The organism is Paraburkholderia sp. CI2 (assembly GCF_014201055.1).
Taxonomy (GTDB): Bacteria; Pseudomonadota; Gammaproteobacteria; order Burkholderiales; family Burkholderiaceae; genus Paraburkholderia; species Paraburkholderia tuberum.
Map to the genome: position 1 here is coordinate 65,867 of NZ_JACHDL010000025.1, position 24,442 is coordinate 90,308.

The 24,442-nt window shown below is 62.2% G+C and carries 29 protein-coding genes and 6 pseudogenes; 22 read left to right on the forward strand and 13 right to left on the reverse strand.

Annotation, left to right across the window (positions count from 1 at the left end; translation table 11 throughout):
• Positions 1 to 19: 19 nt before the first annotated feature.
• A pseudogene (locus tag HDG32_RS36730) lies at positions 20 to 661 on the forward strand (transposase); the annotation flags it as partial.
• Positions 662 to 1,065: 404 nt separating this feature from the next.
• A complete protein-coding gene (gene nifA, locus HDG32_RS28095) occupies positions 1,066 to 2,901 on the forward strand; it encodes a nif-specific transcriptional activator NifA (protein ID WP_184072300.1) in 1,836 nt (611 codons plus the stop codon).
• Positions 2,902 to 3,237: 336 nt separating this feature from the next.
• Here the strand turns inward: nifA and HDG32_RS28100 are convergent.
• The 10 genes and pseudogenes from HDG32_RS28100 to HDG32_RS28145 all read right to left on the reverse strand — a co-directional run.
• Positions 3,238 to 3,480: pseudogene (locus tag HDG32_RS28100) on the reverse strand (hypothetical protein); the annotation flags it as partial.
• Positions 3,481 to 3,567: 87 nt separating this feature from the next.
• Positions 3,568 to 3,867 (reverse strand): ferredoxin family protein, encoded by a 300-nt coding sequence (locus HDG32_RS28105; RefSeq protein WP_018423212.1) that lies wholly within the window; start codon positions 3,865 to 3,867, stop codon positions 3,568 to 3,570.
• Positions 3,864 to 5,174, reverse strand: coding sequence for an FAD-dependent oxidoreductase (locus tag HDG32_RS28110; protein ID WP_184072302.1), 1,311 nt, complete (start codon positions 5,172 to 5,174; stop codon positions 3,864 to 3,866). Before HDG32_RS28110 ends, HDG32_RS28105 begins: the two co-directional genes overlap by 4 nt.
• 11 nt (positions 5,175 to 5,185) lie before the next feature.
• Entirely contained in the window at positions 5,186 to 6,289 is a 1,104-nt protein-coding gene (locus HDG32_RS28115; RefSeq protein WP_184072304.1) for an electron transfer flavoprotein subunit alpha/FixB family protein, read from the reverse strand.
• Positions 6,286 to 7,134: an electron transfer flavoprotein subunit beta/FixA family protein gene (locus HDG32_RS28120; protein ID WP_184072391.1), complete on the reverse strand. Its 849-nt coding sequence runs from the start codon at positions 7,132 to 7,134 to the stop codon at positions 6,286 to 6,288. Before HDG32_RS28120 ends, HDG32_RS28115 begins: the two co-directional genes overlap by 4 nt.
• Before the next feature lie 34 nt (positions 7,135 to 7,168).
• Complete coding sequence (nifW, locus tag HDG32_RS28125; protein WP_184072306.1) at positions 7,169 to 7,507, reverse strand: nitrogenase stabilizing/protective protein NifW; 339 nt, start codon at positions 7,505 to 7,507, stop codon at positions 7,169 to 7,171.
• A 5-nt stretch (positions 7,508 to 7,512) separates the two neighbouring features.
• Positions 7,513 to 7,665: a hypothetical protein gene (locus HDG32_RS28130; protein WP_184072308.1), complete on the reverse strand. Its 153-nt coding sequence runs from the start codon at positions 7,663 to 7,665 to the stop codon at positions 7,513 to 7,515.
• Positions 7,662 to 8,798, reverse strand: a complete 1,137-nt coding sequence (nifV, locus tag HDG32_RS28135) for a homocitrate synthase (protein ID WP_184072310.1) — start codon at positions 8,796 to 8,798, stop codon at positions 7,662 to 7,664. The genes HDG32_RS28130 and nifV overlap by 4 nt, the downstream gene beginning before the upstream one ends.
• Positions 8,799 to 9,162: 364 nt before the next feature.
• Positions 9,163 to 9,537 (reverse strand): iron-sulfur cluster insertion protein ErpA, encoded by a 375-nt coding sequence (gene erpA, locus HDG32_RS28140; protein ID WP_184072312.1) that lies wholly within the window; start codon positions 9,535 to 9,537, stop codon positions 9,163 to 9,165.
• A 292-nt stretch (positions 9,538 to 9,829) separates the two neighbouring features.
• Positions 9,830 to 10,084, reverse strand: a pseudogene (locus tag HDG32_RS28145) (aminotransferase class V-fold PLP-dependent enzyme); the annotation flags it as partial.
• 331 nt (positions 10,085 to 10,415) lie between these two features.
• On the opposite strand from HDG32_RS28145, the pseudogene HDG32_RS28150 reads away from it, so the two are divergent.
• From HDG32_RS28150 to HDG32_RS28210, 14 genes and pseudogenes are all read left to right on the forward strand, one after another.
• A pseudogene (locus HDG32_RS28150) lies at positions 10,416 to 10,604 on the forward strand (nif-specific transcriptional activator NifA); the annotation flags it as partial.
• 291 nt (positions 10,605 to 10,895) lie between these two features.
• Entirely contained in the window at positions 10,896 to 12,491 is a 1,596-nt protein-coding gene (nifB, locus tag HDG32_RS28155) for a nitrogenase cofactor biosynthesis protein NifB (protein WP_184072314.1), read from the forward strand.
• Between the two features lie 41 nt (positions 12,492 to 12,532).
• Positions 12,533 to 12,727: a 4Fe-4S binding protein gene (locus HDG32_RS28160; protein WP_184072316.1), complete on the forward strand. Its 195-nt coding sequence runs from the start codon at positions 12,533 to 12,535 to the stop codon at positions 12,725 to 12,727.
• 50 nt (positions 12,728 to 12,777) lie between these two features.
• The gene (locus HDG32_RS28165) at positions 12,778 to 13,185 is read left to right on the forward strand and encodes an iron-sulfur cluster assembly accessory protein (RefSeq protein WP_116117469.1); all 408 of its coding nucleotides are present in this window, start codon (positions 12,778 to 12,780) and stop codon (positions 13,183 to 13,185) included.
• A 15-nt stretch (positions 13,186 to 13,200) separates the two neighbouring features.
• Complete coding sequence (locus tag HDG32_RS28170; protein WP_184072317.1) at positions 13,201 to 13,782, forward strand: hypothetical protein; 582 nt, start codon at positions 13,201 to 13,203, stop codon at positions 13,780 to 13,782.
• Positions 13,779 to 13,904 carry a hypothetical protein gene (locus HDG32_RS36735; protein WP_260336622.1) on the forward strand — a complete coding sequence of 42 codons (126 nt, stop codon included), beginning with the start codon at positions 13,779 to 13,781 and terminating at the stop codon, positions 13,902 to 13,904. The genes HDG32_RS28170 and HDG32_RS36735 overlap by 4 nt, the downstream gene beginning before the upstream one ends.
• Positions 13,897 to 14,277 carry a nitrogen fixation protein NifZ gene (locus tag HDG32_RS28175; RefSeq protein ID WP_184072320.1) on the forward strand — a complete coding sequence of 127 codons (381 nt, stop codon included), beginning with the start codon at positions 13,897 to 13,899 and terminating at the stop codon, positions 14,275 to 14,277. The genes HDG32_RS36735 and HDG32_RS28175 overlap by 8 nt, the downstream gene beginning before the upstream one ends.
• Positions 14,274 to 14,549, forward strand: a complete 276-nt coding sequence (locus HDG32_RS28180; protein WP_027193759.1) for a nitrogen fixation protein NifZ — start codon at positions 14,274 to 14,276, stop codon at positions 14,547 to 14,549. The genes HDG32_RS28175 and HDG32_RS28180 overlap by 4 nt, the downstream gene beginning before the upstream one ends.
• Positions 14,546 to 14,917, forward strand: coding sequence for a hypothetical protein (locus HDG32_RS28185; RefSeq protein ID WP_184072322.1), 372 nt, complete (start codon positions 14,546 to 14,548; stop codon positions 14,915 to 14,917). Before HDG32_RS28180 ends, HDG32_RS28185 begins: the two co-directional genes overlap by 4 nt.
• A 77-nt stretch (positions 14,918 to 14,994) precedes the next feature.
• The gene (locus HDG32_RS36740) at positions 14,995 to 15,321 is read left to right on the forward strand and encodes a hypothetical protein (protein WP_260336623.1); all 327 of its coding nucleotides are present in this window, start codon (positions 14,995 to 14,997) and stop codon (positions 15,319 to 15,321) included.
• A 41-nt stretch (positions 15,322 to 15,362) separates the two neighbouring features.
• Positions 15,363 to 15,581, forward strand: coding sequence for a putative nitrogen fixation protein NifT (gene nifT, locus HDG32_RS28195; protein ID WP_007177241.1), 219 nt, complete (start codon positions 15,363 to 15,365; stop codon positions 15,579 to 15,581).
• A 1-nt stretch (position 15,582) separates the two neighbouring features.
• Positions 15,583 to 15,861 carry a hypothetical protein gene (locus tag HDG32_RS28200; RefSeq protein ID WP_184072324.1) on the forward strand — a complete coding sequence of 93 codons (279 nt, stop codon included), beginning with the start codon at positions 15,583 to 15,585 and terminating at the stop codon, positions 15,859 to 15,861.
• Complete coding sequence (locus HDG32_RS28205; RefSeq protein WP_184072326.1) at positions 15,848 to 17,011, forward strand: DegT/DnrJ/EryC1/StrS aminotransferase family protein; 1,164 nt, start codon at positions 15,848 to 15,850, stop codon at positions 17,009 to 17,011. Before HDG32_RS28200 ends, HDG32_RS28205 begins: the two co-directional genes overlap by 14 nt.
• Positions 17,012 to 17,013: 2 nt before the next feature.
• A pseudogene (locus HDG32_RS28210) lies at positions 17,014 to 17,142 on the forward strand (SIR2 family protein); the annotation flags it as partial.
• Positions 17,143 to 17,152: 10 nt separating this feature from the next.
• Here HDG32_RS28210 and HDG32_RS28215 read toward each other — a convergent pair.
• From HDG32_RS28215 to HDG32_RS28225, 3 genes are all read right to left on the reverse strand, one after another.
• Positions 17,153 to 17,509: a hypothetical protein gene (locus HDG32_RS28215; protein WP_184072328.1), complete on the reverse strand. Its 357-nt coding sequence runs from the start codon at positions 17,507 to 17,509 to the stop codon at positions 17,153 to 17,155.
• Between the two features lie 24 nt (positions 17,510 to 17,533).
• Positions 17,534 to 17,770, reverse strand: coding sequence for a zinc ribbon domain-containing protein (locus HDG32_RS28220; RefSeq protein WP_090811320.1), 237 nt, complete (start codon positions 17,768 to 17,770; stop codon positions 17,534 to 17,536).
• Between the two features lie 82 nt (positions 17,771 to 17,852).
• A complete protein-coding gene (locus tag HDG32_RS28225) occupies positions 17,853 to 18,527 on the reverse strand; it encodes an OmpW family protein (RefSeq protein ID WP_184072330.1) in 675 nt (224 codons plus the stop codon).
• A gap of 164 nt (positions 18,528 to 18,691) precedes the next feature.
• Between HDG32_RS28225 and HDG32_RS28230 the strand changes: the two are divergent.
• The 6 genes and pseudogenes from HDG32_RS28230 to HDG32_RS28255 form a co-directional block, all read left to right on the forward strand.
• Positions 18,692 to 19,180 (forward strand): annotated as a pseudogene (locus HDG32_RS28230) (radical SAM protein); the annotation flags it as partial.
• A gap of 170 nt (positions 19,181 to 19,350) precedes the next feature.
• A complete protein-coding gene (cyoA, locus tag HDG32_RS28235; protein ID WP_260336624.1) occupies positions 19,351 to 20,247 on the forward strand; it encodes a ubiquinol oxidase subunit II in 897 nt (298 codons plus the stop codon).
• 3 nt (positions 20,248 to 20,250) lie between these two features.
• Positions 20,251 to 22,257, forward strand: a complete 2,007-nt coding sequence (cyoB, locus tag HDG32_RS28240) for a cytochrome o ubiquinol oxidase subunit I (protein ID WP_184072332.1) — start codon at positions 20,251 to 20,253, stop codon at positions 22,255 to 22,257.
• 3 nt (positions 22,258 to 22,260) lie between these two features.
• Complete coding sequence (gene cyoC / locus HDG32_RS28245; protein ID WP_184072334.1) at positions 22,261 to 22,869, forward strand: cytochrome o ubiquinol oxidase subunit III; 609 nt, start codon at positions 22,261 to 22,263, stop codon at positions 22,867 to 22,869.
• Positions 22,870 to 23,202: a cytochrome o ubiquinol oxidase subunit IV gene (gene cyoD, locus HDG32_RS28250; RefSeq protein WP_184072336.1), complete on the forward strand. Its 333-nt coding sequence runs from the start codon at positions 22,870 to 22,872 to the stop codon at positions 23,200 to 23,202.
• Between the two features lie 105 nt (positions 23,203 to 23,307).
• Positions 23,308 to 24,387 (forward strand): fatty acid desaturase, encoded by a 1,080-nt coding sequence (locus HDG32_RS28255; RefSeq protein ID WP_260336625.1) that lies wholly within the window; start codon positions 23,308 to 23,310, stop codon positions 24,385 to 24,387.
• The last annotated feature ends 55 nt before the right edge of the window (positions 24,388 to 24,442 follow it).

Sequence of the window (24,442 nt, forward strand, 5' to 3'; positions counted from 1 at the left end):
GCGTAATCTCACCGCGGCGGCACGTAGCAAGGCCCAACTCAACGTCGTTCGCTACGCCGATGACTTTATTGTGAGCGGTATGTCGAAAGAAGTGCTCGAATTCGAGGTGCTTCCGGCGGTCAGGCAGTTTATTGCCGCTCAAGGTCTGGAGCGCTCGGAAGAGAAGACCCGGATCACGAACATTGCAGACGGTTTCGATTTCCTTGGCCAGAACGTGCGCAAGTACGACGGCTACTGGCCCAGCGCCTGCCCGCTCAAGGAACGATGTCACCCAGCGACTACCGGCGCATTCGACGATGGGAACATGAGCATATAGTTGAGGCCATGCAGCGTCGGCTAGAGCGCAAGCCGGACGCAATGACCATCCGCGGAAGCACTGTCGAACATGTCTTCGGCACGCTGAAGCACTGGATTGGGGGCCACACACTTCCTGACCCGAACGCTCGGACGGGTCAGCACCGAAATGAGTCTACAGGTGTTGGCCTACAACCTGAAGCGCGTCGTGAAGATACTTGGGGTTGCCAAAACAATAGAGGTAGTGAGGATGGCTGGCACCTGGAGCCCGGAGGGGCTTTTTTTGCACTTCAAACGTTACGCTAACGCAGCCATGACTTACCAAACCAGATTGATCGGACCGATAGGCTCGCATCTAACGATCTGAAAACAGTTTCCCTACGTCCTCGGCCAGTTCAAGACGGACATTTTGTCGCCCGACACGGAAGCGCTTCTTGTGCCAAATATCCCGCTGCGCCGGGTGGGCACGCCCGAAGCGGTCGCAAAGATAGATCATCTTCGTCCTATGCTCGGATGCGGCGAGTTATCTCACGGGCGCCGAGGCAGCAATCAATGATGGACGACACCTGTAATCGGCTGCACCTGGAGTAGACAAATCGCAGTTGATTTGAGCGACATCAAGGGAACTCGCGTTCCTAACGGAATCCACGCAGCGAAATCGCAAAAGCAGAAAATAAGTACATCAGGGCACTACAGTTTCACCGTCCTTCCATGAAAGGGCATTATCTTTTGAAGTCAGCCCGTGAAATTGGGCGCTAGATCGAGGATGATATGCAACACAATGCCCGCAAATCCGAACAAGGTGACGGGGAGCACGGTCCCCACAACGGGGACGTCGTCATGCTGCATATCGCTTCCGTACGCGAAAGGCCTGGCTCAAAGTCCGAGACGGACCACGCGGTTCCTATTGTGCAGTGGCACGAGAGCGTGCTTACCGGCATCTTCGAAATATCGAAGGTACTCACCGCCCCCTACCGGCTCGAAGTCACGTTGGCCAACGTCATCGATCTCCTGCAATCGTTTGTTCAGATGCGGCTCGGTATCGTCTCTCTCTTCGACGATGATGGCGTACCGGACATTACCGTTGGCGCGGACTGGAGCGAAGGCAGCGATGAGCACTACCGGATGCGCCTGCCGCAGAAGGCAATTGACCAGATCATGGCGACGGACAGGCCGCTCGTCGCCGAGAACATAGCGGTGCATTCGGGCTTCAGTGCCGCCGACATGGGCGTGCTCGGTGCCTCCGACAACATGCGAGTATCGTTCATTGGCGTCCCTATTCGCATCGACGCGAAAGTCATAGGCACGCTGACCATCGACCGCATCCTGGACTATGGGTCGAACTTCCGGCTCGATTACGACGTGCGGCTGCTTACCATGGTCGCCAACCTGGTGGGGCAGACGGTGAAGCTGCATCGCTTTTTCAAGAGCGACCGCGAGCGATTGATGGCGGGGAAGGACGGGCTGCAAAAGCCATTGTCCGAGCTCAAGCACCCTGCAGGTGAGCGTGAGAAGTTTCAGATCGAGGGGATCATTGGCGACAGCCCGGCGCTGCGCGGGCTGCTCGCGAAGATCGCGGTGGTAGCCGAATCGAACAGCACAGTTCTGTTGCGCGGCGAATCCGGTACCGGGAAGGAGCTGGTCGCCAAGGCCGTTCACGAGCTGTCGCCGCGCGCCAAGCGGCCCTTCATCAAGCTCAATTGCGCGGCGCTCCATGAGACGGTGCTGGAATCCGAATTGTTCGGTCATGAGAAGGGTGCCTTTACCAGCGCCTTCAATTCGCGCAAGGGGCGCTTCGAGCTCGCCGACAAGGGGACGCTGTTTCTGGACGAGATCGGCGAGATCTCGGCCTCGTTCCAGGCAAAGCTGCTGCGCGTCCTGCAGGAGCAAGAATTCGAGCGCGTCGGCAGCAACCAGACCATTAAGGTCGATGTTCGCGTGATTGCCGCCACGAATAAAAACCTGGAAGAGGCGGTGGCAAGCAACGAGTTCCGTGCCGACCTTTATTATCGCCTCTGCGTGGTTCCCTTGCTGTTGCCGCCGTTGCGTGAAAGGCGCAGTGATATTCCGCTCCTCGCCGTTGAGTTTCTCAAGAATTTCAACAGCGAGAACGGCCGTACGCTGACCTTCGATGCGAGCGCGATTGAAGTATTGATGAACTGCGGTTTTCCCGGCAATGTCCGCGAGCTCGAGAATTGCGTGCAGCGGAGCGCGACCCTGGCGCCGGGACCAGCGATCGTGAGAAACGACTTTGCCTGCTGCCACGGCCAGTGCCTGTCCGCGATGCTGTGGAAGAGCCGATCGGACGAAATTGCGCTGCAGCCCGGGCCAATCGTACCAGTGCCCGTGAAGCCGGCTACGCCGCGGGCTGAGGCTGTCACGTCGGGCGCAGCTGCGGTCCAGCCTGTCGGCAGCGAGCGGGCTCCGTTAGCGGCTGGCGGCGCAGTCCTCGGAAGTGATGCGAAGATGACCAACCGCGAGCGTCTCATCGCCGCCATGGAAAGATCCGGCTGGGTGCAGGCAAAAGCGGCGCGGCTGCTTGGACTGACGCCGCGCCAGATTGGCTACGCGCTGAGGAAATACGGTGTCGAGATCAAGCGTCTCTGAAAGTACTGTCGGACTTGCGGCGTGTCGGGGCCGCGACATCGCGACTGAGGCGAATGGCTCGGAGAAGTCAAATCTGGATTTGGCGCGGACCTTGGCACGATCACGATCGGAAGCGGCCCCCGTGTCGGTGCTAATTCGGTAAGCGTCGAGAACGGCACGTCCAACCTTCAAGGGCGGTCCGTATCTCGACTAAGGTGATGCGAACGCGGCGCTGTCATCGCCGGTTCGTTGGCCATGTCGCGCTCAGCGCACGGTCGACTGCTGCCACGCCGCCGGCTGCCAGAATGTCGCCGGCCAACGATGCGATGGCGGGCTGTTTGGACATCGTGTGTCTCCTCAGACGGACCGTTGCAGCAACGCTTCCACTACGCCGAAGCCGAGCTGATCCGCCGGATCGAGCTGCCGTAGTTGTGCGATCAACTGTGTGGCGGTTTTGCGTTCGCCGCGCCGCAAGCCGATGAAGGCGAGCGCCTTTAGCGTGAACAGCCAGAAGCGGGCGGGACCGGGCGCGTGGAAGTTCGCGTCGCCGGCTTGTACCATCGGCCAGTTCTCATTCAACCCGGCGGCATGCGCAGTTGCTATTGGTCCCAGATGGGCCGCGCGGCGGCGGCCGGTTCTCGGTGCAAGCAAACACATGTCGTTCTGGTCTGGCAATGACGATGTTCCTCAACCGAACTTGAACAGGATGCCGTGACCACCGCGCGGGTAGTCCCACTCGATATTCTGGTGGTCGGTACAGAGGATGCGGCAACTGCCGCATTCGAGGCAGCCGTCGGTGATCAGCGTCACCGCGCCGTTGCCTTCGGCCTTGTAGCACGAGGCCGGGCAGACGAAGGTGCAACTCTTCGCGCTGCATTCGCTCTGGCAGACGTCGGCATCCTTGATGTGGACGTGCGGCCGTCCTGCATCGACGCGATAACGGTTCTGGAACAGCTTTTCCTCTACGTTGACGGGTAGGGTGCTCATCGGAAGGCCCTCAGGAGTTTGTAGGCGTCGCCCACGATGCCGGAAAGCGAACGGGCTGTGCGGAAGCTCGAAAAAATCTCGCGCTCCTTGCTTTTCTTGTCCTTACCGTCGACCGTGATCATCGTGCGCGCGGCGCGCGCCATGAGGTCGGGGTAGGTCGTGAAGAACTGCGGATTCTGGTGCAGCACGGCCGGCATGTCGCGGTACTTGTGCAGGTCTTTCATCACGAAGCTCTGATCGAGCGCGGCCTTGTAGGCCTTGAGCGTGCCGGCGCGGTAGCCGTGGCCCGCGGCTTTCGCGTGGATCACCGTTTCGGCGGCGAGGCGTCCCGTGGTCATCGCAAGATTCGATCCTTCTCGGTGCGCGGCGTTCACGAAACCGCCTGAATCGCCAACGATCATCCAGCCGTTGCCGTAGACCTGCGGGATTGCGTGAAAACCGCCTTCGGGAATCAGATGCGCGCAATACTCCTTCATCTCGCCGCCCGCAATCAGCGGTGCGATCGACGGGTGCTGCTTCATCTTTTCGAGGAGCACGTAGGGGCTCGTGCGGTTGGGGTTTTTCTTGAAGTCGCTCAGCATGCAGCCCACGCCTATGGTGAGCGATTCCTTGTTGGTATAGAGGAAGCCAGTGCCCATCATGCCGTCGGTGATCCTGCCGACCATCTCGATCACGACGCCGTCGTCCTCGCCGACGTTGAAGCGCTGGCGGATCGTCTCCTCTGGCACGAAGAGAATCTCCTTGACGGCGAGCGCAACGTTGCCGGCCCCGATCTCTCCATGAAAGCCCGCCTTGCGCGCGAGCGTCGAATTCACGCCGTCGGCGAGCACCACCACGTCGGCATAGACATCGCCGTGCTCGCGGTCGCACTGCACGCCGACCACCACGTCGCCGTCCATGATCAATTCCTTCACCGTGGTCTCGCAGAGCAGCAGTGCGCCGGCTTCGCGCACTTTCGATGAAAACCACTTGTCGAACTGCGCGCGGATGATCGTGTAGCGGTTATAGGGCGGCTTGTTGTAATCCTCGCTGCGCACATGTGTACCGACAAACGACGTATCGTCGAGCATCCACATCCGCTGCTCGATGATGTGGCGCTCCAGCGGCGCATCGTCGCGGAAGTCCGGGATGATCTCTTCGAGCGCCTTCGCGTACAGGATCGCACCCTGAACGTTTTTGCTGCCCGGATATTCGCCGCGCTCGATCTGCAGCACTTCCAGACCTGCCTTGGCCATCGTGTAAGCGGCAGCGTTGCCGGACGGACCGGCGCCGACCACAATCACATCGAACTGTGAAGGTTTTCTCATCGTGATTCTCCTCAGGCAGCCTGCTTGCGGCGCCGGCTCAAATGCTCCGCAAAAGCCTGCTTCAGCGCGGGCAACACTTGCAACGCATTGCCGACAATCCCGTAGTGTGCGAAATCGAAGATGGGTGCGTTCGGGTCGGTGTTGATCGCCACGATCACATCTGCGCTTTCCATGCCCACGCGGTGCTGGATCGCGCCGGATATGCCGGCGGCGATGTAGAGCTTGGGCCGCACCGTCTTGCCGGTCTGTCCCACCTGGCGCTCCCCCTCGACCCAGCCGGCCTGCACGCATGGCCGGGTCGCACCCACTTCGCCGCCGAGCACGTTCGCCAGATCGAACGCCAGCTGGAAGTTTTCCGGACTCTTCAACCCCTTGCCGCCGCTCACAATCACATCGGCATAGGGCAGGTTGATCCGGTTGCTGCTCGCATCCGGGATAAAGTCGAGCAGCCTCGTGACGATGTCCGTCTCGATCATCCCCAGCGTTCCATGGACGATGTTGCCGGTGCGTTCGGCGTCGCGCAGCGGCATCGGCATCACGCGCGGGCGCACCGTCGCCATCTGCGGACGGTACGCGAGCGTCATGATCGTGCACAACAGCGAGCCGCCGAAGGTGGGGCGCGTCGCCGCCAGCGCCCGCGACGCGGGATCGATGTTGAGTTCGGTGCAATCGGCGGTCAGCCCGGTCAACAGGGTCGTCGCTACGGAGCCGGCAAGGTCCCGGCCCATCGACGTCGCGCCCAGCAGCAGGATCTCGGGCTGATGCCGGTTGACGAGGTCGGTCAGCCCTTTCGTGAACGGCTCGTTGCGATAGCCTTGCAAGACCGGGTCGCGGACGATGTACGCATCGTCCGCGCCGTAAGTGAAGGCTTCTGCGGCGAACTGTTCGAGCGGTTCATTTGCGCCACCGAGCACCGCGATGCCCACTCGGCTGCCGAGCGTGTCGGCCAATTTGCGCGCCTCACCGAGCAGTTCCCACGAGACGCTGTGCACGTGTCCACGGTCGTGCTCGATAAAGACCCAGACGCCTTTGTAGGCCTTCAGGTGTTTCGGCAGTTCGAGATTGCGTCCTGCGCGGCCGGCGGGTTTCTTCGCGGGGGCGGCGGGCGCGTTCATGAACCCTCCTTCATCAGCAGGTCAGCTTCCAAAGTAGGATGGCGCGTGAAGATCTTTTGCAGCAGGTTCACCGACACGTCGCAAAGACTCGATGCGTCGAGGTCGAGCATCTCCGCTTTCTCGCTGCGCGGCGTCGGTCCAAAGACTTTGCTGACCACTGTCGGTGAGCCCTTCAGGCCGATCTTGCTGAGATCTTCGATGCCGGCCTGTTCGCAGTTCCATTTGTGCACCGGATAGCCGGCCGCATGAATCATCGCGGGCAGCGTCGCAAAGCGCAGTTCGTTGGTGTTCTCCAGCATTGTGATCAGGCACGGCAGCGCAGTCCTGAGCACGTGCACGCCGCCCTCGGCGCGGCGCTCGACGGTGATCGTGCGCGCATCGAGAGCGGTCTCGACGATGCGCGACACGTAGGTCAGCAGTTGCAGCCCGAGGCGTTTGGCGATACCGGGGCCGACTTGCGCGGTGTCGCCGTCGATCGTCTGCTTGCCAGTGAACACGATGTCCACCGCCTGCTCCTTCGCGATCTGCTGGATACCCGCTGCCAGCGCGTACGACGTAGCGAGCGTATCCGCGCCAGCGAATGCACGGTCGGTGAGCAGCACGGCGTCGTCCGCGCCGAAGCTGATGCACTTGCGCAGCGCTTCCTCGGCCTGCGGCGGGCCCATGCAAAGCAACGTGACCTTGCCGCCGAAGCGGTCCTTCAGTCGCAGCGCCTCTTCGAGTGAAAACAGGTCATACGGGTTGACGATCGCCGGAACACCCTGGCGCATGATCGTGTTGGTGACCGGATGAACGCGGATCTGCGTCGAGTCCGGGACCTGCTTGATGCAGACGACAATGTGCATGGTCTTAACGATGTGCATGGTCTTGCTCCACCTGTCAGGCAAGGGTGCGCGCGGGCAGCGACGCGCGCAGACTGTCGAGTGAAACGTGCTGCCGCCCATTGGTGTCCCGGAACACCTTGAACACTTTTTCCTGCGCCGGCGTGGAGGTGACGAAGTCGCCGTAAGCCTTCAGCAGCAGCGCGTGATATGACGCGAACAGGGCGGGTTCGTCGCCTTCCGGCAGCGCGTCCTGTTGCTGGATGTACTGAAAGAAGCGCTTGAGGATGTGCAGTCGACTCACGTTGACGACCTTCTGGTCGAACGGAATGCCGAAGAACTGCAGGAAGTCCTCGGCTGAGGACAGCGCCTTGAGTTGCTGGACAAAGCTTTCCATCGCGTTTACTCCTTGCAAGCGGATGAGGATAGGTATGGACAGAGCGTCGGCTCGGCGAAGTACTTGTCGCAGGCGCCGCTGGTGGCGCTCGGCGGCGTCGTGCCCGACTGTTCGGGTTTCGCGACGCACTTCGTGAAGCCGACCACAGCGCCGCTCATGACAATTCTCCGACGGTGTAGCGCACCTCGATCAGGAAGCGATACAGGTCGGCGGCGCTGGGCGTTTGCTTGTGCTGGGCGGCATGGTGGCGGATCCGGGTCAGCAGCAGCACGAGCAGCTTTTCACTGACGGCCAGGCCGAGCGCGTCATAAGCCCGGCGCACGCTTTGCGAACCCGAATGCTTGCCGAGCACGACCGAGCGTTCGCGACCGAGTTCGACGGGATCGAAGCTCTCGTAGGTCGATGCATTCTTCGCGAGCCCGTCTGTGTGGATGCCGGACTCGTGCGTGAATACGCTGGCCCCGACAATACTTTTGTTAAGCGCGACCGGGCGTCCTGAAGCCCGTTCGACAAGCCGCGAGATGCTCAATAGCGCGGTCGTGTCGACGCCGGTGTTGCGACCCATGATATGGCGCACGCCCATCACGATCTCCTCCAGCGCGGCATTTCCGGCGCGTTCGCCGAGACCATTGACAGTGGTGTTGGCGTGGGTTGCGCCTGCGCGCAGTGCGGCAAGGGTGTTCGCGGTCGCGAGCCCGAGGTCGTTGTGCGCGTGGACTTCGATTTCCAGATCGACCGCGTCGTGCAATCGCGCAATCGCTTCATAGGTCGAAAAAGGATCGAGGACGCCGAGCGTGTCCGCAAAGCGGATGCGTTGCGCACCGCACTGTTGCGCGTGCCGCGCCACGTCGACAAGGAACGAGGGGTCCGCGCGCGAGGCATCCTCCGCGCCCAGCGAAACCTTGCGGCCGCTTTTGACGGCGGCGCTGATCACGCGATTCACCTGCGCGAGCACCCACGAGCGCGGCTGGCGCAATTTGTGTTGAAGTTGGATATCGGACACGGGAATCGACAGGTGAATGATGTCGGCATTGCAGCACAAGGCCGACGCCAGGTCCGCGTCGGTGAGACGGCCCCAGACCATCAGATCGGCGTCGAGATTCTGTGCGACGATGGCCTGGATGCAATCGATTTCCTCGGCACCCATCGCGGGGATACCGATTTCCAGTTCGGGTACGCCGGCGCTTGAGAGCGCCTCGGCAATCGCGCATTTTTCGGCAACCGTGAATGCGACGCCAGCGGTCTGTTCGCCGTCGCGCAGTGTGGTGTCGTTGATGATCGGATTCGACACGGGAAGTTATCCTTTAGGCATTTGATCATACGGTTTGCAAGTACTGCGCCATGCAAGGTTAGTGCGAATAGCCGCTTGCCGCGGGGCTTTCCGGTGTTCGCTGGCGCTGTGATGAAGCGGTTCCAACGAAGACCTGTCGCGAATGTCCTGTTTCGAACAGCCAGGTGTAGCGATGAACACGGCGCTGCAGAAAGCGATGCGCGATGCGATGGGCGTGGTCAGCCAGGACGTGCGGACGCGGTCGGCGCGATGCAAACGCTGTAGGGATTGGCTATCCATCGGCTATCCAAGGCCCCACGCAATGTCGAACTGGTTGTTCTCCTCGTCGTCGGGAGGCGCCAGTCAGTGAGATTTCATGATTGCCTCACACGGAAAACGAACTGCCGCAGCCACAGGTGCTCTGCGCATTGGGGTTGTGAATGACGAAGCGCGAACCTTCCAGACCGTCTTCGTAGTCGACGCGCGCGCCGGGCAGGTATTGCTGGCTCATCGAATCGACCAGCAGCGTGACGCCGTCCGTGACGATCTGCACGTCGTCGTCCGCCACCTGGTCGTCGAACGCGAAGCCGTACTGGAAGCCCGAACAGCCGCCGCCGGACACGTACAGCCGCAGCTTCAGGTTGGGATTGCCTTCTTCCTCGATCAGCGAGGCCACTTTCGCAGCGGCCTGAGGCGTGAATTCGAGTAGGTCGGGCATGACGCCGGGTGCGGCGGAAGCCGGTTGGGTGAGCGTTTCCATGGAGGTTCCTCTCAGGCTTGAATGGACTCACTTCGGGTTAGACGGGCAGGTCGGTTGCTCGGCGAGTTACAGGTCGTCGGCTGCTGCGCCTCGAATCGTCTGGCGCGAGCGAAAGTCAGACACGGCCGCCTTGATCGCGTCCTCGGCGCGAGAATCGAGCAGTGGATCTCGACCGGCGGCAATGGCAGTTCCTCGACGATCTGATGCGTGCACAACGTCCCCGAACGCATGCCGCGCTCGTGGACGCCGCCGTGCATTTGGCACGCGATCCGCATGCGCGTCCGGAGCCCCACGAGGTCCAGACAATCTCGTGCGGGTCCCCGTTGACGAGCGAACTGACCTGCTCGCGGGCCAGTTCCACCGCTTCTTCGCCGACCCAGCCATAGGCATGCGAACGGCTGGCGGGATTGCCGTACATCTCGGTCAGGTAAGGCAGCATGCGTCTGATCACGCGCGGATCGACCGGCGTGGTGGCGGCATGATCCAGATGCACCGGGTTGGCGCCGCGCGGATGGAGGCCGGTACTCACGCGTTGGAAATCCGACATCGCAGGCTCCTGGAAGCGGGGTAATGCGACCTTCAGGGCAACTTCCATGCCAATGGATTTTCACGCTCTAGTGGCCTCTTTCAACTGGGCCGCTGTTGTTTCGCTGTTGTTTTTGTGTCGATGCGCCCGACGAGTGAGGATTGCCGCCGTTCTTTTTGTCGGATTTGTCGTTACGCGCGGGGGATTGACACGCGCGATGGCTGAATCGTCAGGCGTAGAAATGCGCTTACTTCAAACGCTGTGTCTTTGGGTCGATCGTGCGCCTTGCGCTGGTACATCGAAAGCGCGCAGCGCACGACGGGGAAGTCAACGGTGAACATTCAGGCAAGCGTTGGACGGCGTCTACGAGGTGAGCAAGACGCTGGTTTCGTCGCTCGATGTGGCGAAAGCCTTCCGCGAGTCCCTGAACTATCTTGTGCAGACGATGGAGTGGCGGCGCGCCTTTGTGGTGCTGGCCGAACCGGAGGGGCAACTGCGCGGCCTGAGCGCTACGGGTCTTTCGCGTGACGAGCAGCAGCGGACGATTACACGTTCGCGACATCGCAAGCCGGGGAAGCCGGAGGGTGAACGCGAACGATTGATCTGGTTTGTGCGGGTCCATCTCGCTGGTTCAGAACATGCTGTCCGGGTCGTGTGAGATTTGTCGCAACACCGACACGACGCAACGAGATTGTAGGCATACGTCGCGCGCCGGGATCAAACAGAACTGCGAAATATATCCTAACCCGTTGATTCCTGGCGTTCTTGTCGAGTGGCATGGATCTGGCTCTATGGCTTGCGCGCGGCCGCCGTTGGTTGCGAGGAGATATCCATGCAAGCGAGTTCAAATGCGAGCGACTTGCCCGCAGCGGCCTATATCAGCATCGGGCAGATTAAACCGCTCGGCGTGAAGATCGAAGACCTGTCGACCGGTGGCGGCTGCGGCACGCACGGTGGCGAGGGTAGGGCCAGCTGCGGCGCGTCGGGTAGTCTCGACGACATGCCGCCGGACATCTGGGAGAAAATCAAGAATCACCCATGCTACTCGGAAGAAGCCCATCATCACTATGCGCGCATGCATGTGGCGGTGGCGCCGGCTTGCAACGTCCAGTGCAACTACTGCAACCGCAAATATGACTGCGCGAACGAGTCGCGTCCCGGCGTGGTCTCTCAGAAGCTAACGCCGCAACAGGCAGTGAAGAAGGTCGTGGCGGTCGCAAGCGAGATTCCACAGATGACGGTGCTTGGCATCGCCGGTCCCGGTGATTCGCTGGCGAGCCCGAAGAAGACCTTCGAGACGTTCCGAATGCTGCAGGAACAGGCGCCGGACATCAAGCTGTGCCTGTCGACCAATGGCCTGGCGTTGCCCGACCTCGTGGACGAAATCTGCAAGTACAACATCGACCACGTGACAATCACCATCAACATGGTCGACCCGGCGGTGGGCGAGAAAATCTATCCGTGGATTTTCTGGAAGCACAAGCGCGTGACCGGTTACGAAGCAGCCCGCATCCTTCATGACCGGCAGATGAAGGGTCTCGAGATGCTCACCGCACGCGGCGTGCTGACCAAGATCAACTCGGTGCTGATTCCCGGCATCAACGAGGAGCACCTGATCGAGGTCAACCGCGACGTCAAGAAACGCGGCGCGTTCCTGCATAACATCATGCCGCTGATTTCGGAGCCCGAGCACGGCACTCACTTTGGCCTGAGCGGCCAGCGCGGACCGACTGCGCAGGAACTCAAGGCCGTGCAGGACGCCTGCATGGGCGGCGCCAACCTGATGCGTCATTGCCGCCAGTGCCGCGCGGATGCGGTTGGCCTGCTGGGCGAGGACCGCAGCGAGGATTTCACGCTCGACAAGATCGAGCAGATGGAAGTGGTCTACGACCTCGACCGCCGCCGTGAATACCAGAAGCGCGTCGAAGCCGAGCGTCAGGCGCAGCACGACGCGAAGCAAGAAGCGCTGGCTGTCTCTCGCGAGATCGACGTCGCCGACGACATGAAGGTGCTGGTCGCGGTCGCAACGAAGGGCGGCGGCCGGGTCAACGAGCACTTCGGCCACGTCACGGAGTTTCAGATCTTCGAGGTCTCGGCAGCCGACGCGCTGTTCGTCGGCCATCGCCGGGTGGACCTGTATTGCCGGGGCGGTTACGGCGACGACGAGCAACTACCGTCGGTCGTGCGCGCGCTTCGCGACTGCCACGCGGTGCTGGTCGCGAAGATCGGCGCCTGCCCGAAAGACGAACTGGCGCAAGCGGGCATCGAGCCGGTCGATCAGTACGTCGGCGAATTTATCGAAACAGCGGTGCTTGCCTGGTTCAACGACTACCGCAGTCGCATCGCCAGCGGCGCCATCGAGCACCGGGACCGCGGCGATGCTTCGATCCGCCAGGGTGCTTACACCTCGTCAGCCTCAGCGGCGTGACACCCCCACACCCTTCCAGACAGGACAACAGGAGAGCCTCCATGCCTCTGAAGATTATTGCGTCCACCTGTACGGGATGCTCGGCCTGCGAACCCGAATGCCCCAATGTGGCGATCAGCGAGAAAGGCGGCGTGTTCGCGATCGACGCCAAGAAATGCACCGAATGCGAAGGCCACTTCGACGACCCGCAGTGCGTCGCCGTGTGTCCCGTGGACGGCTGCATCGTTCAGGTTTGAGTCTGGCTCGTGGCCGGGCCGGCCATTCATCCATCAGGAGACTACGCATCATGCTGTCCAACGTAACTGTTACGAGTGCCGCCGAGAAGTTCATGCGTCGTATCGTGCGCTTTTCGGGCCTGCCGGCTGGGGCCGGCTTTCGTCTGGTGGTGAGCGCCGGCGGCTGTTCCGGCTATACCGCGAAATTCACCGCCGAGCCGGCGCTGCAACCAGGCGAACAGGAACTCGACATCAACGGCCTGCGCGTATTCCTGCCGGCTGAGAGCCGGCTGATGCTCGAAGGCATAACGATCGATTTCGCCGACACGCCAACCCAGTCCGGCTTGATCTTTTTCAATCCGAACCAGGCCGCTTGTGGTTGCAGCAGCAGTGCGGAATCGGCGCCGCCGGGCGTGGCGACCATCGATGTCAGCGCGATTGGCCGTGGGCGGCCGCCGCTGCCGCGTCAGATCTCCTGAAGAGGAGCGATGGCGATGGAGTCCGGCGACCGTGCCCTCGACGACGTAATGACCGCGTTTGCGCAGAGCGCGATTGGCGGCGGCTTGCCGTCGGGCGTCAATGCATTGATCGCCGAGGCGGGTCGGTTGCGCGAGCGCCCCGACGAGGCGCTCGCGCTGTTGCAACGCGCCCGCGCCGCTGCACCGCGCCATCCGGTGCCGTTGATCGCGCTGTACCGCTTTTACTTCTACGGCCATCAATTGGCGCAGGCGCGTGCGATCGGCGAAGACGCGCTGGCGGTCGCCCGCACCGCGCTGGGCTCAGATTTCGGCGACGAACCGCTTGCGGCCGCGATCGTGACCACGCGTTATGACGCGGCCGCGCGTTTTTATCTGTTCACGCTGAAGGGCCTCGCGTACCTCAACATGCGTCTCGGCGACTTTGAAGAAGCGCGCATGCTACTGCGCGAATTGCGCCGGCTCGATCCCGAAGACCGGGTGGGGGGCGCGCTGCTTTCGCAAGTCTTGGATCGTCATGAGACCGGCGTCGGGTCCGACGATGTAATGAATGCGCTGAGTGCGTATCCGACGCGCGGCTGGACGGGGACGCAACCATGAGCGTACAGAACGTGCGCGAAGAGGTGCGCGCGCTCGCGCGGCAGCGCCGGCAGTCGGGCGAGGTCGCTAACCTGATGACCACCGGACAGACGCAACGATCAGCAGGAGTGAAGCATGGCTGACATCAACCGCGACGACGACCTGATCGAGGTCGCGTTTCCCCCGCGCTTCAACTACGGCGAGCGCGTGATCGCACGCGCGGTGATCCGCAACGACGGCACCTACAACGGCAAGGACATCGGCGAAGTGCTGGTGAACAAGGGCGAGATTGGCTACGTCACCAGCATCGACACCTTCCTTCAGCAGTTCTATATCTATGCGGTGTATTTCGTCGAGAGCGGCCACCGCGTCGGCATGCGCGCGAAAGAGCTATGCACGCTCGACCACCTGCCGGACGACGTGCTGCAAGGCTTGGGCGAGCGGGCCGAAGCGCTGCACAAGATCGGCACGCGGGTCCAGCCGGAAACGTCGCAACCGCAGGAGCCGTCAGCATGAGTATCGAACCGGTTCAGCCTGCTTATCAGTGGGGCATGCGCGTGATCGCGCTGGATGACCTGTGCAACGACGGCAGCTTTCCGGAGCGCGGCCAGGACGATTGTCTGGCCGAGGCGGGTACGGTCGGCGAAATCGTCAACGTCGGGCAGGTGGTTGAGAGCGGCGAGCCGGTCTATCTGGTGGAGTTCGGCAACTGTGTCGTCGGATGCACGGAGAATGAAATTGCGCCCGCACCCGCCGGCCTGCTACCCGAAGAAGGAGCCATGTCATGACGGTTCAGGCGAGCGCGCCAGAAGCGGCGCCGCCGCGCGACGGTTTGCGCGCGGGCCGCCCGTTCGACCTGACCCAGCGCCAGATCGAGCAAGCGTTGCGCGAGCGTACCCGCTACCGCTATGTGCTGCCGCGCGTGCTGCGCGACGGGCAGGGGTTCCGTGTCGAGAGCCCGTGCTGCTCCCGCAATGTCGACGCGAATGGCGGGCTGATCGACATAGCCTGGCTCACGCGCGATGAAGACGGTATGTGGCACCTGAGCGCGCGCGATCATGCGTCGCACCGATGGATGCCCCAGCATGAGAGCACCGATCTGGCCGAGCTGCTGGACACGCTGTGCATCGATCGCGAATGCGTGTTCTGGCCGTGAAGCAAACTAACGGAGCCGGGCGACGATCTATCTCGACCACAACGCGACCATGCCGCCAGCCTCCGCCGTGGCAGGCGATGCTGTCCATCCTGACGGATGTGTGGGGCAACGCGTCGTCGCAGCATGCCGTCGGGCAGCAGGCGAAGGGCACGCTGGCTGCGGCCCGCGCGACGATCGCGCGAGCGCTCGATTGCAAGCCCGCAGAGTTGATCTTCGCCAGCGCAGGCACCGCGTCGGCCCGGCACCAGCTACCTGCGCTTCGGCGAGCTTCCCGCCGAGGTCGTGTTGCAGCGGTGCGGCTGTCGCTCGGCGAAATCACTACGGCGCAGGACATTGAGTACGTGCTCGCCCATCTACCGCCGTTGCTTCGTCCACTGCTGGAGGAAGCAGCGCATCCCGCTTGAAGCTGGTTTGAACCTGTCATCAATCTCCGGAGTCCGCAACCATGAAAGTCATGATCCGCAAGGACAGCAAGGGCGCGCTGAGCGCCTACGTGCCAAAGAAGGACCTGGAAGAGCCCATTGTCGCGATGGCGCAGCCCGGGATGTGGGGCGGTCTCGTCACGCTCGCGAACGGCTGGCAGCTCGAATTGCCCGCGATGGCCGACGATACGCCACTGCCCATCACGGTCGAAGCGCGGCGCATTGCTGGCGTGGAGGAGTGAGATGAGCCTCAACGCCGAGCAATTGGACTTCGCGGCGGACCTGCTCCGCACGGCACCGACGCTACGCGACGCTGCCGCGCAACGGCACGAACGTTATCCCGAGGTGCGCACAATGCATGTCAGCGCAACGGTGATGCGCGACGAGACAGCAGCGCTCCGGTTCAGTGTGCGCAGTATCTATTTCGCGATATCGGCCGGGTATTACAGGACCATCACGCAGCGGCCTGAAGAGGCCGATGCGTTGATCCTGACTGAGGACAAGGCGCATGGAAATCGATGAGATCGCGCTGAGCGAACCGGCTTGCGCGGCGCGCGAGATCGATCTCGTCAACGCGGTGCTGCAATCCTCGCGTTGGAGCGACGGGCCGATGCTTGATTCGTTCGAGCGCGCGTTTGCGGGCTGGGTTGGCCGGGAGTATGCGGTCGCGGTCGCGAGCGGCACGCTCGCCACCTGGATTGCGTTGCGCGCGACGGGGATCGGCCCGGGAGACGAGGTGGTCTGCGCGTCGCACACCTGGCATCAGGTGGCGCAGGCGATCACGCTGGCGGGAGCCGTGCCGGTGTTCGCCGACATCGACTACTGGAGTGGTTGTCTGAGCGCCGAAAAAGCCGCGCAGAAGATCGGCCCTCGCACGCGCGCGATCCTCGCCGGCAATACCAACGGCCACCCGGCCGCGTGGGCGCTGCTGCGCGAACTTGCCGACGCGCAGCGCTTGCGGCTGATCGAAGACAGTACTGAGGCGTTGGGCTCGCGCTACCGGGGCCGCAACGTCGGCTGTTTCGGCGACGTATCAGTGTTCGACTTCTCCAGCCCGTCCGCGCTGTGCACAGGAGCGGGCGGCATGCTCGTCACCGACGATGACGAACTCGTCCATGAACTGCGCTATCTGCGCGAGCGGCGCGTCACGGACCGCGCGTCCGTCTCGGTCGGCTCGCGGGTGCCGCTGCAGGCCGGGATCAGTGATCTGACCGCCGCGCTCGGTCTCGCGCAACTGGCCGAACTCGACACGCGCCTCGCGCAGCGAAAGCAGGTCGAGACCTGGTATCACGAGGAGATGCAAAGCTTCGAAGGGATCAAGCCGGCCTACGTGGCCGAGGACGTCGAAGAAGTGCACTGGATGCTCTATGTTGTGCATTTGGGCAAGCGTTTTACGCAGAGCGCGCGCGCCCAGATGATCGACGACATGAAATCTTGCGGCATTGAGACGGTGGCCTACAGCCATCCGCTGCATCAGCAGTTCCACTACATGAATGCGGGCGATGCGATCGGCCGCAAGAGCGGCCTGTTGCCCGACACCGAGCGCATCGGCGATCGCGCGCTGGCGCTGCCGCTGCACACGCTACTCGACACCGACCAGGTCAAGTACATCGTCAAGACGCTGAAAGACACCGCGACCAACGTGGGCGCCGGCGCCGCCATTTATCTGTGAGGCTGCCCGACGAACCGACGCGTATGGAGGCGCGCTTTCCCGAAGAGCAGGGCATCACGTGCATCGCGATGCCGCTGGGCGGGTTCGCCGAAGCGTTGGTGGATGCCATGCAACCCGCACTGGCCGCGTGAAGCGTGGCCGCTATCCATCGTTCTTTATCCGTAGCCCTTTATCAAGATCGCCGTCATGACCACATTGACCGTACTGCCTTCGGGCAAGACCTACGGCGTTGCCGCCGGCGCGACCCTGCTGCAGGCAACTCGGCCTCGCGCTGGCGCGCGTACTGCATGCGCAGGACGTTTCCGTCGTGGTCATCGAAGCGCTCGAGCGCGAGGGCGGCCGTGCTGACGCAATGTTGCGAAGCCACGCGTCGAGATACGGGCAGATGCCCTTCGCGCGTTCCAGCAGGCTGTCGGCGGTGGCCTGATCCAGCGTGCCGGCCATCAAGACGGTGAGACTGAGTGCCATCCCGTAGGCGCCCTCGAGGTTCATATACATCGACAGCGCGATTCCCCGTTGGGCTCAGCGCAGCAGCTTGCGACGCTCGGCCGGCGAATAGTTGCTGAGGTGCCCTTCGCGCGCCGCCTGACGCCGCGCGCGGGAGATGATCGCGCGGCTCTTGCCGGGCGAGGCCGGCGCGCTGACCTGCTTGTCCAGCGCGGTGCCGCCGCATTGCGGGCAGACGGGCGTGTGGCCGGCGCGCACCAGCGTTTCGAACGCGTGGCCGCAGGCCGCGCAGCGGTAGTCGTACAGGGGCATAGTGATCAGATCTCCGTTTCAGGTGGATGGGGCGCAGCGGATCGCCCGTTGGTGCGAGCTGTGGTCCGTCATTGCGCGCTCGCTAGAACTTCATCCCGACGCCTATTCCCAGTACCAGTGGGTCGATGTCCAGCCGGCCCAACGAACTATCGCCGAGCGAGGCGTCCGTGTGCATCCAGATCTTCTTGATATCCGCGTTGAGAAAGACGGTCTTCGTGATCTGCACGTCGACGCCAGCCTGCACCGCCGGACCGAAGCTGCTGCGTGACACCTGGATGCCTACGGGGCCCGCGCTCAGGCCGTCGTTGTAGAAGTACGTGTAGTTGACCCCCGCGCCGACATACGGTCGGATCATGCCAGCATGGTTGAAGTGATATTGCAGCAGCAGCGTCGGTGGCAGCACGTTCACGCCACCGAGATCGCCGAGGTCGGACGTCACGTGGTGCCGCGAGGTGGCGAGAATCAGCTCGATGCCGATCGCGTCGCGGATCATATAGGTCAGGTCCAACTCCGGCACGAGTGCGTTATTGACACCCACGCCGAGCGACGACAACGTGCCGCTGGTGTGTACTTCGGGCTGGATCGAGATGGCACGCAGACGCACGAGCACGTCACCGGCGTGGATCCCATCCGCCGGCACCTGGCCTGCCATCGTGCTTCCGTTCGCGCTTACGTCATCCGCGTATGCCAGCACTTCGAACAAACCGGTAGTGCACAGGCTTGCCACGATCATGACGGCCTTAATCATGTGCTTCATCGCTTTCCCCTTGTTGACGTATGCGGGGAATTGTCGACGCGCAAATCAGGGCTGCCCTTGCGCAGGATCAACCGGTCCCGATCCCGAAGTCAAGATGCGACATCGGGTCACGCGTAGGAATGTCGAGATAGCGGGAGCCTTGAGGCCGGACTGGCTGCAGCCGCCGAACGGCACGCAGATCACTCTGCTACTTCTGTGCATGCAACAAGGTCATTACGCACGACCATGGCTGCAGCGCCAGATATCTGAGCTACCTCGTTCGTGAGATGGACCTGGTCGCGTCACATCTCGGACCTGACCGGCGAACCGTGCAGCTGCATCTGGGAGATGGAACGCCGACCTTCTTCCCTGTTGCCGAACTCGAAGAGCTTGTCCAGCAACTGCAGAACCGCTTCGCGTTCTCGATCGACGCAGAACTTGCCATCGAAATTGATCCGCGAACCGTCAGCACCAAAACGCTTTCACCACTCGCGCGCCTCGGCTTCAACCGGGCGAGCTTCGGCGTACAGGACTTTGCGACCGACGTTCAGCAGGCTGTCAATCGCATCCAGCCACTCGATGTGGTGGAACGCGCACTCAGCGGCGCACGCGATGCGGGATTTCTCTCAATTAACGTCGACCTGATCTACGGTTTGTCGCAGCAGACTGTCGCCTGATTTAGCCCGCGCACTGCGTCAGTGCACCGCACCCCGCCGCTTTGTTCGTCCTTGATCGACATCAATCACAAAGCTGGCCGGTTGTCGGACCATGATGCTGCGAGTGTCATGCCGCATGCGTCAAGCCAACTTCACGTCAAAAGTGCCACAACCCGGACTTAACCACTATGACAGACAGAAAAGCCTTAAGGAAACGGTCGATAGCCATCGTCACGACATTGAGCGCCTGTCTATCGGGATGTGATCTGACTGTGCTTGATCCAAAAGGGAGCGTCGGCGCGGCCGAGAAGTCGCTGATCGCCACCGCCACGTGGGCGATGCTGATCGTCGTGATCCCGGTGATCCTGCTGACGCTGTTCTTCGCGTGGCGCTACCGTGCGTCGAACCGTCACGCGATCTACGCACCCAAATGGGCGCACTCGACGGCGATCGAGATCGTCGTCTGGACTATCCCCGCCCTGATCATCCTGTACCTCGGTATCCTGACGTGGCGCACCACGCATGAGCTCGACCCGTACCGGCCGCTGCAGTCGAGCGTGAAGCCGATCGACGTCGAGGTGGTCGCGCTCGACTGGAAGTGGCTCTTCATCTACCCGGACCTCGGCATTGCGTCGGTGAACCAGCTCGCCGTGCCAGTCGATACGCCGGTGAATTTCCGGATCACGTCGGACTCGGTGATGAACTCATTCTTCATCCCGCAACTCGGCACCCAGGTGTATGCAATGGTCGGCATGCAGACCCGTCTGCACCTGATCGCGGATGCACCGGGCAATTTCGAAGGCATGTCCGCCAACTTCAGCGGCAAGGGATTCACCGACATGAAGTTCCGCACGCTCGCGACGAGCACCACCGACTTCGACGCATGGGTGCGCAAGGTCAAGGCTTCGCCGGACCGCCTTAGCATGGACGAATACGCCGAAGTCGCGAAGCCGAGCGAGAAGCAGTCGGTACGCTACTTCTCATCGATCGACCAGTACCTGTTCCGCAACATCGTTGCCCGATACAACAACGGCAACGTCACGGCCTTCCGCGACGCCGCCTGTCGCACGCAGACCACGGAGTAAGCCATGTTTGGAAAACTCACGCCCGGCGCGATTCCGTTCGATCAGCCGATCATCATGGGCGCGGCCGCGTTCATGGCGCTCATCGTGCTGGGGGTCATCGTCACGCTCACGAAGCTCGGCCGCTGGAAGTGGCTCTGGACCGAGTGGCTGACAAGCGTCGATCACAAGAAGATCGGCATCATGTACATCATCGTCGCGGTGCTGATGCTCGTGCGCGGTTTTGTCGACGCCGTAATGATGCGGCTTCAGCTCGCGATCGCGTTTCACGGCCCCGGTTACCTGCCGCCGCACCACTACGACCAGATATTCACCGCGCACGGTGTCATCATGATCTTCTTCATGGCGATGGCGCTGATGGTCGGCCTCTTCAATCTTGTCGTGCCGCTGCAGATCGGCGCGCGCGACGTCGCCTTCCCGTTCCTGAATTCGCTGAGCTTCTGGATGACGGCGATCAGCGCGATCCTGATCAATCTGTCGCTCGTGATCGGCGAGTTCGCGCAGGTCGGCTGGCTCGCGTATCCACCGCTGTCGGAGCTGCAGTTCAGTCCCGGCGTCGGGGTCGACTACTACATCTGGAGTCTGCAGCTCTCCGGCGTCGGTACGCTGATTACCGCGATCAACTTCTTCGTGACGATCGTCAAGCTGCGCGCGCCCGGCATGACGCTGATGAAGATGCCGGTGTTCACGTGGACCGCGCTGTGCTCGAACGTGCTGATCATGGCAACGTTCCCGATCCTAACCGTGACGCTCGCACTGCTCGGCCTCGACCGCTACGCAGGCATGCACTTTTTCACCAATGAGCTCGGCGGCAACGCGATGCTGTACCTGAACCTGATCTGGGCGTGGGGCCACCCGGAGGTGTACATCCTCGTGCTGCCCGCGTTCGGCATCTACTCGGAAGTGATCGCGACCTTCGCGAAGAAACCGCTGTTTGGCTACAGAACGATGGTCTACGCGTCGTGCGCGATCACGGTGCTCGCATTCCTCGTGTGGGCGCACCACTTCTTCACGATGGGTTCCGGCGCGGACGTCAACGCGTTCTTCGGCATTATGACGATGGTCATCGCGATCCCCACGGGCGTGAAAGTCTTCAACTGGCTGTTCACGATGTACCGCGGTCGCATCGAGTTCACCGCACCCGTGCTGTGGACGATCGGCTTCATGGTCACGTTCACGATCGGCGGCATGACGGGCGTGATGATGGCGATCCCGGGCGCGGACTTCGTGCTGCACAACAGCCTGTTCCTGATCGCGCACTTTCACAACGCGATCATAGGCGGCGTCGTGTTCGGCTATCTCGCAGGCTTCCATTACTGGTTCCCGAAGGCGTTCGGCTTCAAGCTTAACGAGAAGCTCGGCAAGCGGGCTTTCTGGTGCTGGTTCGTCGGCTTCTACGTGTCGTTCGTGCCGCTCTACGTGCTCGGCTTCATGGGCATGACCCGGCGCCTGAATCACTACGACAACCCGACCTGGCATCCCTGGCTGTTCGTCGCCGCATGCGGCGTGGTGCTGATCGCACTCGGTGTCGTGCACCAGATCGCCCAGGTCGTCGTGAGCGTGATCCATCGCAACGAGCCGGAATACGGCGACCTGACGGGCGACCCGTGGAACGGCCGCACGCTCGAATGGGCCACCGCGTCGCCGCCCGCTGTCTACAACTTCGCGCGCATACCGGTCGTCCACCAGCTCGACGCGTTCGCGCACATGAAGGAAAGCGGCGCAGCAAATGCCGCACTGGCGCATTACGAGGACATCCACCTACCGTCGAATACCGCGGACGGGTTCCTGATCGGCGCATTCAGCCTCGTGCTCGGCTTCGCCGGCGTCTGGCACATCACGTGGCTCGCCGTGCTGGCCTTCGTCGCGATCGTCGCCGCGCTGATCGCGCGTAGCTTCCGCGACGACCATGGCTACGTGATTCCGGCCTCGCGCGTGCGCGAAATCGAAGCACGACGCGGCAGCGCACCCACCCCGGCCGCCCTTGAATTACCCGAATCCGCGGAGACCTGACCCATGACGCAATCTGCATTACTCGTCCATCACGGCAGGTCGAGCGCTGACCACGGCCCAACGCCCACCGTGTTCGGCTTCTGGCTGTACCTGATGACCGACTGCATGCTGTTCGCGTCGCTGTTCGCCGTGTTCGCCGTGATGGCGCACCAGTTCGCGGGCGGCGCGTCCGGACGGGACCTGTTCGACATCCCGGGTGTTGCACTTCAAACCGGCGCGCTGCTGCTGAGCAGCACCACCTACGGCTTCGCGATGCTCGGCGCGCAGCGCCAGGGGCGTGGTGCCGTGATCGGCTGGCTCCTCGTGACGTTCGTGCTTGGCGCGCTGTTCCTCGCGTTAGAGCTGCGCGAGTTCTCGCACCTGGTCGCCGACGGTGCTGGGCCCAGTCGCAGCGCCTTCCTGTCGTCGTTCTTCACGCTGGTTGGCACCCACGGCCTGCACGTGACAGCCGGCCTCGTCTGGATGGCCGTGCTCGTCGTGCATGTCGTCCGCTCGCCTGAACTGTCCGGTCGCGACCTCACGAGTCTGACGTGCCTGAGCCTCTTCTGGCACTTCCTCGACATCGTGTGGATCTGCGTGTTTTCGTTTGTCTATCTCGGGAGCATGCTCTAAATGGTCCATTCACACTCGACGTCCACGACCGCCTCGCGTGGTGACGTCGCCGGTTATATCACCGGTTTCGTGCTTGCCGTGGCGCTGACTGCTGGCTCATTCTCGATCGTCACGCAACGGTTGCTGCCGTCCGGCTCCGCGATTATGGCGCTCGCGTTGCTGGCGTTCGTGCAGATCGTCGTGCAACTGGTGACGTTCCTGCATCTCGACCTGTCGCGCGGCCAGCGCTGGAACGGGCTGGCGTTATGCTACACCGCGCTCGCCGCGCTGTTCCTGATCTTCGGCACGATCTGGGTGATGCACAATGTCAGCATGAACATGATGTCGCGCTGACTCGCCACCAGCGCGAAACGGTCTGGTGACATCATCGCGGACACGGCATGCAGCCGTCGGCCGCGTGCGTAGTGTTGTGCTGCACCGCTCTACCGGTCTTTCTTCATGAACAGTCCGAATCACCCCGTTCCCGCCAATGAGCCATTGCCCCATCGCAAGGTCATCCGCTCGTGGCTGACACCGTTCGCCGAACGCCGCACCGCCTACGCGCTTCTGCTGCTCGTGTTCGACTACGTTTTGCTATTGTGTGCGCTCGCCGCGAGCGTGTTCGCGCACGGGTTCGTGCTGAAGACCGTATTCGGATGCATGGCGGGCTTCGTCATCGGACGGCTCTTCGTCATCGGTCACGACGCATGTCATGAGAGCCTGACCCGGCACCGCACGCTCAACCGCTGGCTGGGCCGGATCGCCTTCCTGCCGTCGCTCACGCCGTACAGCCTGTGGCAAGTGGGTCACAACGTGGTGCATCACGGCTACACGAACCTGAAAGGCGTCGATTTTGTGTGGGCACCGCTGACGATCCAGGAATATCGCGCCTTGAGTGGGCCACGGCGCGCACTGGAACGTATCTATCGCAGCGGCTGGGCGCCCGGTCTCTACTACATGATCGAAATTTGGTGGACGAAGATGTTTTTTCCGTCGCGGGCCGCCATGCCGACGCGGCGCCCCGTGTTCTTCCGTGACTGCACGCTGGTATCGGTGTTCGCACTGCTGTGGATCGGCGCGCTCGCGTGGATCGCTCGCGCGACGCAGCGGGGGGTGGTCCCGTCAATCGCATGCGGGTTCGGGGTGCCGTTCCTGTTCTGGTGCGCGATGGTGGGTTTCGTCGTGTACGCGCACCACACGCATCCGCAAATCCGCTGGTACGACGATCGCGCGAAATGGGGGCGTTCGGATCCGTTCGTATCCACGACGGTGCACTTGACCTTTCGCTGGCGTTTTGGCGCGCTGTTTCATCACATCATGGAGCACACCGCGCATCACGTCGACATGAGTCTCCCTCTATACGGGCTCGTCGGTGCTCAGCGAACCCTCGAAGCGATGCTTCCGGAACGGATCGTCGTGCAGCGGTTTTCGTGGCGTTGGTACTTCGACACCGCACGAGGCTGCAAACTATACGATTTTTCGACTGATCAGTGGACCGATTTCGCTGGTCGCGCGACGCACGTTCCTTTTACTAATTGAGTTCGTTACGTGCGGCCACTTCAGGTCGCGTTCAATGCAATTTGAATTTAATAGC